Origin of the sequence: Microtetraspora sp. NBRC 13810 (assembly GCF_030268685.1) — a bacterium.
In the GTDB taxonomy this organism is placed as follows: domain Bacteria; phylum Actinomycetota; class Actinomycetes; order Streptosporangiales; family Streptosporangiaceae; genus BSRQ01.
On record NZ_BSRQ01000025.1, the window covers coordinates 14,329 to 29,619 of the forward strand.

Consider the following 15,291-nt stretch of genomic DNA (forward strand, 5'->3'; position numbering starts at 1 on the left):
AGGGTGTGATTTTGTGATTATTGCGTGGAGACTATGGTCAGCCGCCCGGAGTGTCAAGGGTCACAACCGGGACGAATCATCTGGAAGCGGGGGAGGGATCACCACCACCCATGGGTTCTGAGATCTTCACGGACGATCCCGTCTGGGCAGGGATCGACATCGGCACCCAGGGGGTCCGGGTGGCGCTCGTGGACGGCCGGGGCAAGGTGCTCGCCACCGGATCCGCTCCGCTACAGAGCGTACGCGGCCCAGGTCGCCGTCACGAGCAGGACCCCCGGGACTGGTGGCGGGCCGCCTGCGCCGCGTGCGCGGAGGCCACGGCCGCCGTGGACGCGGGCAGGGTGCGCGCCCTCGCCGTGTGCAGCACCTCGGGCACGTTCCTGCTCGCCGACGCCGCGGCCCGCCCCCTCACCCCCGCCCTCATGTACGACGACGACCGGGGCGGCCCGTACGCCGAGCGGGTGGGCGAGGAGGGGCGGGACCTGTGGGCCCGGCTCAGCCTGCGCGTCCAGGCGTCCTGGCCGCTGCCCAAGCTGCTCTGGCTGGCCGCCGGCGGCGGGCTGCCGGCCGGCGCCCGGCTGCTGCACTCGGCCGACTACCTCGCCGCGATGCTGGCGGGCGGGCTCACCGCCACCGACTCCAGCCACGCGCTCAAGACCGGCTACGACTCCCTGAACGAGCGCTGGCCCGCCGAGGTGCTCGCCCGCCTGGACCTGCCCGGGACGCTGTTCGGCCCGGTCGTGCGGCCGGGCACGCCGATCGGCGTGGTCGCCGCCGAGGCCGCCAGGCTGACCGGGCTGCCCGAGGGCTGCCAGATCATCGCCGGGATGACCGACGGCTGCGCCGGCCAGATCGCCGCGGGCGCGCTCACACCGGGCGCCGGGGTGTCCGTGCTCGGCACCACGCTGGTGCTGAAGGGGGTCAGCGCGGACCTGCTGCACGACCCGGACGGCGCCGTCTACAGCCACCGCCACCCCGACGGCGGCTGGCTGCCCGGCGGCGCGTCCAACGTGGGCGCGGGCGTGCTCGCCGCCGCCTTCCCCGGCCGCGACCTGGCCGACCTGGACCGCCGCGCGGCCCGGCACGAGCCCGCCGGGCAGGTCGTCTACCCGCTCACCGCCAGGGGCGAGCGGTTCCCCTTCTACCGCCCCGACGCCGAGCAGGTGTCCGTCGGCAGGGCCGGGAGCGAGGAGGAGCACTACGCCGCCCTGCTCCAGGGCGTCGCCTACGGAGAGCGGCTCGGCCTGGCCGCGCTCGCCCTGCTCGGCGCGCCGGTCACCGGGTCGCTGGCACTGGTCGGCGGGGCGACCCGCAGCGCCTACTGGTCCCAGCTGCGCGCCGACGTGCTCGGCATGCCGGTGGAGATCCCGCGCCACCCGGAGGCCGCCGTCGGGATGGCCGTGCTCGCCGCGGCGGGCGCCGCCGGGGAGCCCCTGAGCCGCACGGCCGAGCTGATGATCCCGCGCGGCGCGCGCGTCGAACCGCGCCCCGACCGCGTCGAGCGGTTCGAGAAGAGCTTCGCGCGCCTGGTCGAGGCGCTGGTGGAGCGCGAGTATGTCACCCCTGAACTGGCAGCTGAGGCGGTAGCGTGATGACGATCTTCCTTTCCCGGCACGGCCGTACCGACTGGAGCGCGCGCGGGCTCTACGCGGGCGTGAGCGACATCGAGCTGGACGAGGAGGGGCACCGCCAGGCGGGGCTGCTCGCCGACTGGGCCGCCGCCGCGGAGCTGACCGCCGTGGTGGCCTCGCCGCTGGTCCGCGCGGTGCAGACGGCCACGGGCGCGGCGCGGGCGGCGGGCGTGCCGCTGCGCACCGACCCCCGGCTGCGCGAGCTGGACTTCGGCGTCGCGGAGGGCCGGCCGCGCTCCGACCTCGACCCCGAGGTGGTGCGCGCGTTCGAGGCCGACCCGGTCGGCTCCTTCCTGCCCGGCGGCGAGGACCCGGTCAAGGCCATCGCCCGGGTCACCGAGTGCCTCACCGAGCTGGGCTCGGCCGGGCGGGTCCTGGTGGTGGCGCACAACACGATCCTGCGCCTGGCGCTGTGCGGCCTGCTCGGCATCCCGCCGGTGGACTACCGCAGACGGCTGCCCCTGTTCGAGCACGCGACGGTGACCGAGCTGACGGCGGGCCCGTCCGGCATGGCTCTGCGGCGCTTCAACGTCCCGCTGGGCCGCTAGGATGCCCGGACACGCGTGCGGCCACGCCGGTCGGGAACGCGGCGGACTCATGGAGCGGGGCAGATGAATTCGCGTCAGCCGGCCGTCGGCGGCGCCTCCCGAAGGCAGTCGATGGCCGAGCACGTCATGCGGCAGGGCTCGGCCTCGGTGGCCGAGCTGGCCGAGACGTTCGGGGTCAGCGTGATGACGGTGCACCGCGACCTGGACGAGCTGGAACGGCAGGGCATGGTCCGCAAGTTCCGCGGCGGGGCCAGCGCCCAGGCGTCCAGCGTCTTCGAGAGCAACATCGTCTACCGGCTGACGGCGAACCAGGAGGAGAAGGAGGCCATCGCCCGGCACGTCGTGCGGCAGATCGAGCCGGGCGGCTCGGTCATGCTGGACGACTCGACCACGGCGCTGGCGGTCGCCCGGCAGCTCGGCGAGGTGACCCCGCTCACGGTGGTGACCAACTTCCTGGAGGGCATCAAGCTGCTCACGGGCGTGCCCGGGGTGCGGCTGATGGCCCTCGGCGGGGAGTACCACCCGACCCACGACTCGTTCCTCGGGGTGGCGTGCGTGGACGCCGTGGAGGCGATGAGCACCGACGTGGTGGTCGTCTCGACCTCGGCGATCTCCGACCGGTACGCGTTCCACCAGGAGCAGGAGATCGTGCTGGTGAAACGGGCGATGCTCAACTCGGCCACCCGGCGGATCCTGGCCATCGACAACACCAAGCTGGACCGGGTGGCGCTGCACCGGGTGGCGCCGCTGGACGTCTTCGACCTGATCGTGGTGGACTCGCGGGCGCCCGCGGCGGCCGTCGACCGGCTGCGCGAGCGCCACCTCAACGTCGAGGTGGCCGAGATATAACAGCCCCGATGTTAGATATCGCAATGTGATGCTTTCGATGGCGTTCCGGGACCTGTGTCTGGGTCAGGTCCCGGCGGGTCCGGGGCGGTGGCCGGGTCATCCCGGCGTCGGCGGGAGTTGACCCGCCATACTTAACAAAGATCCTTGTTAAGTGCTCACCTCGCTTGGTAAGAATGGTGGGCTGCAGCAGATCGACTCCCGTTCACCCCCTGTCGAGGCCGTTCCGCGGCGCCGCCGCGAGCGGTCCTCCCCCCTCTCTGGGAGACCCATGGACGACGATCGGCGGCTGTCCCGCCATCTCACCGACAGTTCTCGCCGAGGCTTCCTCGGCGTCACCGGGGCCGCGTTCACGCTGGCCTTCGGCGCCCGGCTGGCCGACCCGTGGACGCCGAGCGCCCCGGCGGCCAGATCGGCCGACTACCCGTTCCAGCTCGGCGTCGCCTCCGGCGACCCGCTCACCGACAGCGTCGTGCTGTGGACCCGCCTCGCCGCCAAACCGCTCGAACCCCTCGGCGGCATGCCGTACGCCCGTCAGCGGGTGGACTGGGAGGTGGCCGAGGACGAGCGGTTCACCCGGCGGGTACGGCAGGGCAGCACGTGGGCCACGCCGGAGTACGGCCACTCGGTGCACGTCGAGGCGCGCGGGCTGCGGCCCGGCCGGGAGTACTTCTACCGGTTCAGGACGGGCCGCGAGATCAGCCCGGTGGGCCGCACCAAGACCGCGCCGGAGCACACCGGCCTGTTGAAGCTGGCCTTCGCCTCGTGCGCCTCCTGGCCCGACGGCTTCTACACCGCCTACCGGCACCTCGCCGAGGAGAACCCGGACGTCGTCTTCCACCTCGGCGACTACCTCTACGAGTACGGCATCCTCGCCGACGGCGGACGCAGGAAGACCCCCGTGCCCGACCAGTTCCGCGTCCAGTGCGACACCCTGGACCGCTACCGCATCCAGTACGGCCTCTACAAGAGCGACCCGGACCTGCAGGCCGCGCACCAGGCGGCCCCGTGGATCGTCACCTGGGACGACCACGAGGTGCTGGACAACTACGCCGCCGAGGTCGGCCCCGGCGGCAACGTCTCCGAGCAGGACTTCCTGGTGATCAGGGCGAACGCCTACCGGGCCTTCTGGGAGAACCAGCCGCTGCGGCTGCCGCAGCGCCCCCAGGGGCCGGAGGCCCGGCTCTACCGCAGGTTCCGCTTCGGCGGCCTGGCGGAGTTCAACGTGCTCGACGGCCGGCAGTACCGCTCGGACCAGCTCTGCGGCGACGGGCAGCAGGTCGGCTGCGACGAACGGCTCGACCCCTCCCGCACCATGCTCGGCGACGAGCAGGAGCGGTGGCTGCTCGACGGGCTCGGCAGGTCCCGCGCGACGTGGAACGTGCTGGCCCAGCAGGTGGCCATCTCCCAGCTCGACTTCGACCCGGCCGCGCCGCAGCGGCTCAGCATGGACCTGTGGGACGGCTACAAGGCGGCCCGCGACCGGATCTTCACCGGGATCGTGGACCGCAAGGTGCGCAACCCGGTCGTGCTCACCGGCGACATCCACTACAACCTCGCCGGCGAGCTCAAGGCGGACTTCGACGACCCCGACTCCGCCACGATCGGCATCGAGCTCGTCGGCACCTCCATCAGCAGCGGCGGGAACGGCAACCCCGCCACCGGCCTGCCGCCCGGCGGACGCGACGCCGTCAACCCGCACATCCGGTTCTCCAGCTACACCCGCGGCTACGTGTCCTGCGAGGTAACCCCCCAGCAGTGGCGCACGGACTTCCGCGTCGTCCCCTACGTCGACCGCCCGGGGGCGCCCGTGGAGACCAAGGCCACCTTCACCACCCTCGACGGCCACCCCGGCCTGAACACGGGAGCGTAGCGATGAAGTCCAGGCGTCTCACCCTCGCGCTCGCGGCGGTCGCCGCGGTGGCCGTCGCCGGGCCCGTGGTGGCCACGGCCCAGAGCGGCGAGGACCCCGGCCCCGCCGTACGGACCCCGGCGCAGGCGGTCGGCCCGATCGACCAGCCGGAACCCGCCGTGAAGATCGGCCCCGCGCACGGCAGGGGGAACGGGAAGCAGAAGGTCGTCCCCGTCGCGGACACCGAGCGGATCCAGGTCGTCGCCGGCGGCGACCCCGGGTGCCCGGCGGCCGTCCAGGTCGGCATGCGCAACCAGACGAAGAAGGACGTCTACTCCGACATGACGGTCGAGTTCGACGGCCCGCTGACGCCGTCCCGGCCGATGCTGTCCAGCTACCTCCCGGCCGGCTACGAGCTCGGAGCCAAGCTGCTGCTCACCGCGCCGCAGCAGGCCACCCCCGGCGACTACAGCCTGAAGCTCGACGTGGCCGGCGAGGACCTGACCGTCCCGGTGAGCGTGGTCGCCCTCGACGACATCGAGAACGGCGGCAACCTCGCGCTGCGCCGCCCCGCCACCGCGTCCTCCACCGTGCTGTCCGGCAACTACCCGGCCTGCGGCGCCGTCGACGGCGACAGCACCTCCGACGGCTGGGCCGGCGGCAACGGCTGGAACGACGGCACGTCCCGGGTCTGGCCGGACACCTTCGACGTCACCCTCGACGGCCCGCACCAGCTCTCCCGGGTGGACCTCTACACCCTCGACACCGAGCGCTACCCCGCCGCCAAGTACGGCCTGCGCGACTGGGACGTCCAGGTGCGGGCGGGCGGCCAGTGGCAGACCGTCGCCCAGGTGCGCGGCAACGTCGCCGGCCTGGTGAGCTCCCGGTTCACCCCGGTCACCGCCGACGCGATCCGCATCCTCACCCTCGGCTCAAACAGCGGCGACTACAGCCGGATCATCGAGGTCGAAGCGTACGAGTGACCCGGAGGGCCGCCCCGGAGGACGCCGGGGCGGCCCGCTGCTTCACCAGGCGGTCACGGGATGCGTCCCGCCGCCCCGGAGGACGCCGGGGCGGCCCGCTACCGGCAGATGACGAAACGCGGGTAGGGATGCCGGCCGGGCCGGTCGCCGATCTCGTCGATCGCCGCCCGGATCGCCCGCAGGTCCGCGACCGTCATCTCCAGCGGCGGCTCGTCCGGCTGGTAGGTGGTGCGGATCGGGTAGTCGACGCCGGGCTCGCTCGTCATCTCAATATGGCAGCCGAGGACGTGGCTGACCGGCCGGGTACCGGCGAAGGCGATCAGCCGGTCGATCGTGGCGCGGAAGGCGTCCCAGTCCTCGACGTACAGCCGGCCCGGGTAGACGGTGTCACCGGTGAGCAGCAGCCCGGTGGCGGGGTCGTGGAAGACGACGGCCGCCTCGTGGTGCCCCGGCGCGGCGAAGCACTCCAGCACCCGCCCGCCCAGGTCGACGGTCGCGACCCGGCCGGGATCCGCGTCGAATCCGAAGTACGCCCACGCCTCCGCCCGCCCCGCGCCGACCACCTCGGTGCCCGGCCGCCCGGCGAACTGCCCGTCGCCCGCCACATGGTCGCCGTGCCCGTGCGTGTGCAGCACCAGCAGCCCGTACCCGTCCCGGGGGTGTACGGCGAGCCACCGGCCGATCACCTCGTCCACCACCCGGCGCAGCGGGAACCACTCCGCGGACGCGGTCGCCCCGGTGTCCACCAGCACCGCCCGCGTCTCCCCGAACAGCAGGAACATGAACGGCGCCTCGTAGTCGATCGCCTTGTTCTGCCGCAGGATCACCGTGTGCTCGTCATAGTGGTGCACCTGGATGTCCGGATCGGCGTTGTGCTTCGCCGACGGCGACCCGTGGATCCACCGCACGCCCAGCGCTCCCACCCCGCCGCCTCCCGCCGCATCCCGTCCCGCGAGGGCGTCTCCACCCTCCCGGCATGCGAACCTAGCGCACCACGCCTCCCCCGGCCGCGGCCGGGGGACGTCCCGCACGCGCGCTACCGCGGGTTCACCCCCCGGGCGAGTCGTTGCAGCTCGGCGGTGCACATCATGAACCTGCGCGTCGGCAGGTGCCGCACGTAGTGGTCCAGGTCGGAGCCCAGCGCGAACACGTGCACCGGGGTGCCGCCGCCCGCCTCGACCGCCTGGCGCAGGCCGGCCATGACGGCGGGATGCCGGGTCTGGTAGGAGGGGGCGACCAGGTGGTTGCCCCGGTCCGCGGCGAGGTAGAACTGGGTCAGATCCTTGGTCCCGACGAACAGTTCGCTCGCTCCGGCGGCACAGAACTCCGCCGCCGAGTGAACGGCGGCGGGAGTCTCGACGAAGACCGACAGAGGCATGTCCTCGGGCAGGTCGAGGTGCAGCCGCAGCCGCAGGAACTCCTCCCGGTCGTTGACGAACGGCACCGCGAAGCTCACCCGCGCCGACTCGGGGCCCAGGCGTTCCCGCAGACGGGCACGGAGGGCCTGGAACGCCAGCGGGTAGTGGTGCTCCTTCAGCAGCCCCCGCGCGCCGTGCAGGCCGAGCTCCGGATTGGGTTCGTGGTCGACCTCGACCCCGGTCGTGATCTGGGCCGCGTCGTCCGACCGCAGGTCGAGCATCCTCATGACGAGTCGCTGGCCGGGAAGGAGCTCCCCGGCGAGCGAGCACAGCTCCGCCGCGACGGCCCTGCCGTAACGCGCGGCCTCGCCCGCTCCCGCCCTGAGCGAGTCGAGGGGGCTCAACCCCGCCGAGAGGCAGACGAACTCCTCGCGGATGAAGTAGGAGTCCACCTGCTCGACCCGGGGGGTGAACGTGTTCATCGACCGGATGTCCGCCACGCCGGCGATGACCACGCACACCGAGCCGAGATCGCCGGGGGTGACGGCCGGGGACTCCGGGGAACGCCTGGCGGACTCGGCGTCGCCGAGCACGACCGACTGGCGATCGGTCCGGATCGTGACGTGACCGGCGTGACCGGTGAGGTCGGCGAGATCAGACGGGGAAACCCGCAGGACCGGAATTCCCCGGGTGCGGCACAGGGACTGCATATGACCGGTCCGGCCGCCACGGGAGCAGATGACGGCGGAAGAGGCGAGGATGGCGTCGTAGAGTTCGGGACCGAGTCTTTCGACCACCAGGATGGAACCGGCGACGGGTTTCCCGCTGTGATTGCAGGCGCCACGGACACTCGCGGCAGGCGAACCGGCGAGCAGAACCCCGGGAATTTCGCGGGGAATCGCCCACTGGTTCCGGGACGGTTCATGGACGTCGAGAGTACTGGGCGGCTTCATGGCGATCCGTTTCTGTCAAGCCGCCGTGTCCGTACCGGGGAAGGGCGCCCGCGCGAAGCCGTCCCCGGGACGTCGCCCGGGTGGCCGGTGGTACGAGTGCCGCGACGTGGCCCGCGATCCACTGCATCCGATGGGGTCATGACTTGAGGCTCGCAGCAGTCCGGCCGGTCGCGCATCTTCTCGACTGCTGCCCGGCGGAGTTTTCCCGCGGAGGGTAAAAGGAGTTGTCAGGATCGTTCGCGGAATCGCGCCGGCCGTCGCCCCCGTGAGCCGCTTCAGTTACTCGAATCCGTCGAATCCGCCAGTCCGAGAATGGACCGGAGGTCCCGCGGTGTCACCGACAAATCGTTGAGCCTGACGGTGGCCGCGGCGTTAATGGCGAACCGCAACTTGCGATCCGTTACAGAAATGCCACCGCTCGGTGAGATGTTCCGCATCACCTGAATGCTCTCTTCGAGGCGGGCCATCAGGGCTTGACGGTCGGCGCGCCGCCGGGCGGCCATCCGCCGCACGTCGAGCATGATCGAGCGCTGGGCCGCTTCGTTCGCCTCCCGGTCCGGGGTCCCGGTCAGCCTCGCGGCGACCTCGCCGGCCTGCTCGTCGTAACAGGACTCCAGGCGGTGCAGCACGGTGGCCGCGACCTCCACCGAATGGTTCTTGATCGCGGCGAGGTTGAAGGCGAACGCCCCCGTTCGCCCGTATCGCACGATCTCGTCACCCTCGCGCGGACCGCCCACCACGGAGATCGGGCCGGACGGGCCGCCCGCGGGCCCGACGAGGTTGCCGCGGCCGTCCACCTCGACGCCCCGCCCGGTACGCCGGTGCGGCAGGGCGATCTCCTTCCGCAGCAGGTTCGCCCACAGGACCGAGTCGACGCGCTCGTAGTCGGACTCCCGCCCGAAGTTCGAGATCACGAGATCGGCCTCGACGGTCCGCGTCGAAGCCTGCCCCGCGACGGACACGACCAGCGTGCCCGCGTCGGTGCCGCGGATCTCCTCGACCCTCCCGGAGGTGAGGACGACTTGCCCGCCGTCGGCCATCGCCGCGTCGACTATCTCGGTCGTGTAGGCCACGGCGCCCACCCGCAGGGTGGCCAGCAGGCTCCCGTAGCCGTCGAGGATCGCGCGGAGATCGGAGGAGGGGACGCGCTCCAGGATCTCGGGCAGATAGGGCTCCCACGACTTGGCGACCCGTTCAGTGATCACGGCCGGGGACACGTCGGGGAACTCGCGGGCGACGGTGGCACAGGCCCGCTCCCACTCGTCCCTGAACCGCCGGACGAGATCCTCCCGCCCCTCGTAGACGTCGCCGTGCAGCCGAGGGGGCGGCAGGCTGAGGACGCGGTGCCGGTGGTCCGCGGGATAGGTCCGGGGCGTCAGGCCGGAACGCGAGATCATGTGAATCTTCCCCGTGTGGCCACGGCGCAGCAGAAGCGCCGCCGAATCGTACGCGCTGAGCAGCGTGCCGACGATCGCCACGACGGCATCCCGCCGAAGGCCGAGAAAACGCTCGATCCCCATTTCCGAATACGGCTGACGGATGAACGAGGGATGGTTCATCACCTCGGCCGCGAAAGCCGGCTGTTTCGTCTCCAGCCCGGTCGCGAGAACGACGTGGTCGGCTTCGAGTACCGTCCGGCCCCCGCCGTCACCGGCCGGCGAGGAGTAATCGTCGACGACGACGTGCACGTGGTCGCCGAGGACTTCCAGATCGACCACTTCGCCGCCGGCTTCGACCAGGGTCACGCCCTCCGACGCTTCGCGAGCGGCCTCGGCGAGGCGGCTGGCGAGATAGTCGGGGTAGATCCGGCGGGGAGCGGGCGCGGACTCGGTGAAGGTGAAGTTCCGCCACTCCACGGGCCAGTCGGACCGGTCGGCCTCGTGGTTGGCCCACAGCACGAAGTCGTCGACGTCCTCGCGGAACACCGACATGCGGCCCGCCTGGATGTTGAACACGTGGTGCCAGTGGTTCCCCGCCCGGTGGTAGGCCACCCCGGCGCCCCGGTAGTCAGGACGCCGCTCGACCAACACGACCTGGACGGGCTCCCTGGCGAACCGAAGAAGGCGGATGGCGGTCGCGGTACCCCCCAGCCCCGCTCCGACAATGACAACTCTGCGGCTTCTCTCGGCGCATTTCACCTTTACTACCCCTGTCCTCTCTGGCAATGGCCGGCGAAAACCGGAAGACCTGACCCGAGGTCGTGCCGTTCCGTGGAGTGGATTCGAGTGATCAGTCGGTACGTTACCGCTGCCGGCCATTCACCGGCGCCGTGTCACGTATATCGCTTGAATGCCGTCCGGCTCCGTAACAGTCGCCGGGAGTGCCCCGGGGCCAGCGGGCTGACGCCCTTTCCCATCCTCATCAGGGATGGGTAACGACATGGTGCGGGACTGTTCGGCGGATCCGCCCGGGGCAGGTAGTAACTCAGTGAGGGACGAGCGGGGGCGTCTCGCGCCCTGCCGAAGGCACTGACCGGGCACGGCGTCGTGGGCGCGGCGAGCGATCGGGGGGTCTGATGAAGGGGTACGACTTCCAGGGACCGGCGCTGGAACTCGGGGCCCTGGTGCGTGCGGACGGCACGGCCGACGCCTCGGAGCGGATCCGGATCCCCCTGAGCATGCTGAACCGGCACGGACTGGTGGCCGGAGCCACCGGAACGGGGAAGACCAAGACGCTCCAGCTCGCGGCGGAGCAGCTCGCGGCCCAGGGCGTGCCGGTCTTCCTCGCCGACATCAAGGGCGACCTGTCCGGGCTGGCCTCACCGGGCACGGCCTCCGAGCGGGTCACCTCGCGTGCCGCCGAGGTGGGGCAGATGTGGCGTCCCGCGGCCTGTGCGGTGGAGTTTCTCTCCCTGGGCGGTCTGGGGGATGGCGTGCCGATCCGTGCCACCATGACCGCGTTCGGGCCGACCCTGCTCGCCAAGGTCCTCGGACTCAACGAGACGCAGGAGTCGTCGCTCGGGCTGATCTTCTATTTCGCCGACCGGAACGGAATGCCGCTGCTGGACCTCAAGGACCTGATCGCGGTCATCCGGTACCTGACCGCCACCCCGGAGGCGCTGGACGGGATCGGCGGGCTGTCGACGGCGACGGCGGGCGTCATCCTGCGCGCGCTGACCAACTTCGAGGCGCAGGGAGCCGAGGCGTTCTTCGGCGAGCCGGAGTTCGACGTACGCGACCTGCTCCGGGTGACGCAGGACGGCCGCGGAGTGATCTCCGTACTCGAACTGCCCGCCGTGCAGGACCGGCCGCAGCTCTTCTCCACCTTCCTGATGTGGCTGCTCGCCGACCTGTTCCACGAGCTTCCCGAGGTGGGCGACCCCGACCGGCCGAAGCTGGTGTTCTTCTTCGACGAGGCGCACCTGCTGTTCGACGGGGCCTCCAAGGCGTTCCTGCAGTCGATCGCCCAGACCGTCCGGCTGATCCGGTCGAAGGGCGTGGGCGTGTTCTTCGTCACCCAGACGCCGGAGGACGTCCCCGCCGACGTGCTGGCGCAGCTCGGCGCGCGGGTCCAGCACGCCCTGCGCGCCTTCACCCCCCAGGACGCCAAGGCGCTCAAGGCGACCGTGTCGACCTTCCCCACGTCCTCCTACGACCTGGAGCGGCTGCTCACCGAACTCGGCATCGGCGAGGCCGTCGTCACGGTCCTGTCCGAAAGGGGCACGCCCACCCCCGTGGCCTGGACGCGCCTGCGCGCCCCCCAGACACTCATGGCCCCCGCAGGCCCGGACGTGATCCAGGCGACCATCGCCGCCTCGCCCCTCCAGCGGAGGTACGGCACGGCGATCGACCGCGAGTCGGCCTACGAGATCCTGTCCGCGAAGCTGGCCGCGCGCCAGCCCCCTCCCGGACCTCCACCCGAGCCGGAGAAGGAACGGGCGCCCGAGCGGAAACAGTCCGTGCTGGAGAGCGTGATGGAGTCGAAGGAGTTCCGCTCCCTGACCCGCTCGGCGGCATCCGCCCTCGGCAGAGAGATCACCAGATCCATCTTCGGCACAGCCCGCCGCGGCCGCCGCTGACCTGCAACACGAAGGTCGCGCCGCCTGTCTCGGCTTCCTCGGCGTGCAGGCTTCCGGTGTGGGCGAGCGCCAGTTCGGCGTGGTCGTCCGCCCGGCTCACCTGGGGATGCAGGCAGGCTTCCGCCAGCTCCGCGCGCAGTCCGGTGACCGCCGTGCGCAGCTCATGTGAGGCTCAGCTCGCGCGTCCTGTCGGCGGGCGCCCGGGATGCGTGTCCCGGCGGCCCCGCTGTCACAGATCGGGAGGCTGTCCGGTCTGACGGGAGGGATTCACGGACCGACAGGAGCGAGACCTTGCCGCCAGCCAGCACCAAGTACCGGATCCGAGTCCGGATGAGCGCCCGTCCCCTCGACGAGCCGCACCGCGTCTCCAGTCAGCTCGAACTCCTGTTCGACCTCACCTTCGTGATCGCGGTCGCCGCGGTCACCGCCCAGCTCGCGCACGACATCGCCGCCGGTCATGGCCTCGCCGGGCTGGTCCCGTTCCTCCAGGTGTTCTTCGCGATCTGGTGGGCGTGGATGAACTTCACCTGGTTCGCCTCGTCCTACGACACCGACGACGTCGCCTACCGGCTGCTGACCATGGTGCAGATGGCCGGCGTGCTGGTGCTCGCGGCGGGTGTGCCGGCCGCGGCCGGTCACGCCGACTTCGGCGTCGTCACGCTGGGGTACCTCATCATGCGGACGGCACTCGTCACCCAGTGGCTGCGAGCCGGTCTTGAGGACCCGGCGAGCCGGCGCACCGCCCGGCGCTACGCCGCGGGCATCGGCCTGGCGCAGCTCGCGTGGCTGCTTCGCTTCCTGCTCACGGAGACCGGCGTCCTGCCCGCGTGGTCCGCGTTCGCGTCCTTCGTCTGCCTGGTCGTCCTGGAGCTCGCGGTGCCACGGTGGGCGGAACGCGCCAGGGCCACCACCTGGCACCCGCACCACATCGCCGAGCGCTACGGCCTGTTCACGATCATTCTGCTCGGTGAGAGCGTCCTCGCCGCGAGCAGGGGAGTCGAAGGAGCGCTCGACGCGGGGGAGGTCGGCGGCCCCCTCATCGTCGTCGCCGCCTCCGGCCTGGTCCTGCTGTTCGCCCTGTGGTGGCTGTACTTCCTCGTGCAGGCCGGTGACGGGCTCAGTGACCGCCGTCACCGGTCCTACCTGTGGGGATACGGTCACTATGGCTTCTTCGCGGCCCTGGCCGCCCTCGGCGCCGGGCTGGAGGTGGCGGTGGAGCAGACCGGGCACGGGGTCGCGGCGTCACCGCTCGCGCTCGGTTACGCCGTCGCCGTCCCGGTCGCCTCGTGTCTCGCCCTGCTCTGGGCGGTACACGCGCTCGTCGTCGCGGAACGCGTCATGTATCCCGCCGCGGTCCTCGGCTGCGTCGCCGCCGTGCTGGCGCTGCCGCTGGTGGCGCCGTGGCTCGGCCTGGCGGCCGTGGTCGCGGCGATCACCACCGGCTGCGTCCTGCTGGCCGCCGTCACGATCGCGGCCAACGGGGCACGCGGGAGCACGCCGTCGGCGGTCAGGCCACGGCCGGCACCGCGGTGATCTTGGCCGGGTTCATCATCCACAGCACCTGGTCGATGCCCTGCTCCGAGACGATGACCGTGAGGACCGTGAACACCTGGCCGTCACGGCTCAGTAACGCGGAGGTCTGACCGTTCGTGTCCGCCCACGACACGTCCACTCCGGCCCAGAAGTGCCCGGCGAACGCCCGGACGTACTTCGCCACCCGCGACGCGCCCACCACGGGGATGCGCGAGGCGCGTACGGCGCCGCCGCCGTCGGAGTAACTGGTCACGTCCGCGGCGAAGAGCTCTTCCAGCGCGGTCAGGTCGCCGGCCCTGGCGGCGGTGACGAAGGCCGTCAGCAGCCTGCGCTGCTCGGTTCTGCTCACGGGGGTACGGCGCTCGACGAGCACGCGCTTGCGGGCCCTGCTCACCACCTGGCGTACCGCCGCCTCGTTCAGCTGGACGATCTCGGCGATCTGCGCGTAGGGGTAGTCGAACGCCTCCCGCAGCACGTAAGCCGCGCGCTCGGTGGGCGAGAGCCGCTCCAGGAGCAGCAGGACGGCGAGTTCCAGCGCCTCGCCGCGTTCGGCGCCGAGGTGCGGATCCGCGCTGGTGTCCACCGGTTCGGGCAGCCACGGGCCGATGTAGGTCTCGCGGCGGACGCGCGCGGACTGGGCGGCGTTGATGGCCAGCCGCGTCGTCGCCGTCGCCAGGAACGCGGCCGGGTTGTCCACCGTGGCACGGTCGTAGTTCTGCCAGCGCAGCCACATCTCCTGCACCAGGTCCTCGGCTTCGGTGACGCTGGCCAGCATCCGGTAGGCGATCCCGAACAGGCGTGGCCGCACGCTGGAGAAGACCGCCACGGCCTCTTCGAGGTCTGCCGGGCCGCCCGGCTCGGTATCCGCCACTGTCATCGCTCCCTCTGGGCCGTCCCGCTGCGGTGCATGACCACGTCGGGCCCCCGTACCCTTTCATATGCCACATGCCCGGCCGCGCCGGCGACGAAGACGGCCTGACCCGCGGTTTCCCGGGACGCCACGTGCGGCGTCCCGGAAGTCGCCTGCTATTCGACGAGTTTGCCGTCGGTCGAGACCTCCCGCATGAGGGTCGCGATCTCGGCGGGAATCGGCGGGATGGCCTGCCTCTCCACCTGTCCGGGACCGGACCACACGAGGTTGACCCGCAGTTCGGTGTCGAGCTCGGGGTAGTCGGAACGGTTGGGGCAGCCGCGGGTCTCGCGACGTTCGAGGGCGGTCTCGATCGTCGCCCGGCCGACCAGGGTGCGCTGGATCTCCAGGCCGGTGTAGTCCCCGGCGTAGGCGGTGCGCCGGTAGGTGTGGGCGCCGAAGAAGCGCGCGTGCTGCTGCCAGGTGTCCTCGGGGTCCATCGTGGCGAGCGCCGCGTTGATGCCGCCCGCCGCGAGCGATGTGTGCGCGTCCGTCTTAGGCCGCTTGCCCACCGCGAGGACGTCGACCCCGCGTTCGGCGAGTTCGATCGCGGCCCGCAGCCCCGATCCCCCGGCGCCGATGACCAGGACCGACGTGGCGATCCGTCTCTCTGGCGAGTGCATGGTGCTCCTTGGGTCGCGCCGGCAAAGCAGTTCCGG

Annotated in this window: 13 protein-coding genes; 8 read left to right on the plus strand and 5 right to left on the minus strand. The window is 71.7% G+C overall.

Annotated features, from left to right (window positions below; genetic code table 11):
- The first annotated feature begins 110 nt into the window (after positions 1-110).
- The 5 genes from QSK26_RS35395 to QSK26_RS35415 all read left to right on the plus strand — a co-directional run bounded on the left by QSK26_RS35395 (position 111) and on the right by QSK26_RS35415 (position 5,860).
- A complete protein-coding gene (locus tag QSK26_RS35395) occupies positions 111-1,592 on the plus strand; it encodes an FGGY-family carbohydrate kinase (RefSeq protein WP_285779700.1) in 1,482 nt (493 codons plus the stop codon).
- Positions 1,592-2,179 (plus strand): histidine phosphatase family protein, encoded by a 588-nt coding sequence (locus QSK26_RS35400; RefSeq protein ID WP_285779701.1) that lies wholly within the window; start codon positions 1,592-1,594, stop codon positions 2,177-2,179. Before QSK26_RS35395 ends, QSK26_RS35400 begins: the two co-directional genes overlap by 1 nt.
- Positions 2,180-2,242: 63 nt before the next feature.
- Complete coding sequence (locus QSK26_RS35405; RefSeq protein WP_285779702.1) at positions 2,243-3,028, plus strand: DeoR/GlpR family DNA-binding transcription regulator; 786 nt, start codon at positions 2,243-2,245, stop codon at positions 3,026-3,028.
- A gap of 268 nt (positions 3,029-3,296) precedes the next feature.
- A complete protein-coding gene (locus QSK26_RS35410) occupies positions 3,297-4,898 on the plus strand; it encodes an alkaline phosphatase D family protein (RefSeq protein WP_285779703.1) in 1,602 nt (533 codons plus the stop codon).
- A gap of 2 nt (positions 4,899-4,900) precedes the next feature.
- Positions 4,901-5,860, plus strand: coding sequence for a discoidin domain-containing protein (locus QSK26_RS35415; protein WP_285779704.1), 960 nt, complete (start codon positions 4,901-4,903; stop codon positions 5,858-5,860).
- A gap of 98 nt (positions 5,861-5,958) precedes the next feature.
- Here the strand turns inward: QSK26_RS35415 and QSK26_RS35420 are convergent, their stop codons facing one another.
- From QSK26_RS35420 to QSK26_RS35430, 3 genes are all read right to left on the minus strand, one after another.
- Complete coding sequence (locus QSK26_RS35420) at positions 5,959-6,783, minus strand: MBL fold metallo-hydrolase (protein ID WP_285779705.1); 825 nt, start codon at positions 6,781-6,783, stop codon at positions 5,959-5,961.
- Positions 6,784-6,896: 113 nt separating this feature from the next.
- On the minus strand, positions 6,897-8,015 hold the full coding sequence (locus QSK26_RS35425) for a putative PEP-binding protein (protein ID WP_502888785.1): 1,119 nt from the start codon (positions 8,013-8,015) through the stop codon (positions 6,897-6,899).
- A gap of 431 nt (positions 8,016-8,446) precedes the next feature.
- Entirely contained in the window at positions 8,447-10,309 is a 1,863-nt protein-coding gene (locus tag QSK26_RS35430; RefSeq protein WP_285779807.1) for an FAD/NAD(P)-binding protein, read from the minus strand.
- Between the two features lie 377 nt (positions 10,310-10,686).
- Here QSK26_RS35430 and QSK26_RS35435 point away from each other — a divergent pair, with 377 nt between their 5' ends.
- From QSK26_RS35435 to QSK26_RS35445, 3 genes are all read left to right on the plus strand, one after another.
- Positions 10,687-12,189: a helicase HerA-like domain-containing protein gene (locus tag QSK26_RS35435; protein ID WP_285779707.1), complete on the plus strand. Its 1,503-nt coding sequence runs from the start codon at positions 10,687-10,689 to the stop codon at positions 12,187-12,189.
- Between the two features lie 43 nt (positions 12,190-12,232).
- The gene (locus tag QSK26_RS35440) at positions 12,233-12,358 is read left to right on the plus strand and encodes a hypothetical protein (RefSeq protein WP_285779708.1); all 126 of its coding nucleotides are present in this window, start codon (positions 12,233-12,235) and stop codon (positions 12,356-12,358) included.
- Positions 12,359-12,519: 161 nt separating this feature from the next.
- Positions 12,520-13,722 (plus strand): low temperature requirement protein A, encoded by a 1,203-nt coding sequence (locus QSK26_RS35445; protein WP_285779709.1) that lies wholly within the window; start codon positions 12,520-12,522, stop codon positions 13,720-13,722.
- Here the strand turns inward: QSK26_RS35445 and QSK26_RS35450 are convergent.
- The gene (locus QSK26_RS35450; RefSeq protein ID WP_285779710.1) at positions 13,697-14,599 is read right to left on the minus strand and encodes an RNA polymerase sigma-70 factor; all 903 of its coding nucleotides are present in this window, start codon (positions 14,597-14,599) and stop codon (positions 13,697-13,699) included. The genes QSK26_RS35445 and QSK26_RS35450 overlap by 26 nt on opposite strands.
- Before the next feature lie 149 nt (positions 14,600-14,748).
- A complete protein-coding gene (locus QSK26_RS35455; protein ID WP_285779711.1) occupies positions 14,749-15,255 on the minus strand; it encodes an FAD-dependent oxidoreductase in 507 nt (168 codons plus the stop codon).
- Positions 15,256-15,291 lie beyond the last annotated feature (36 nt).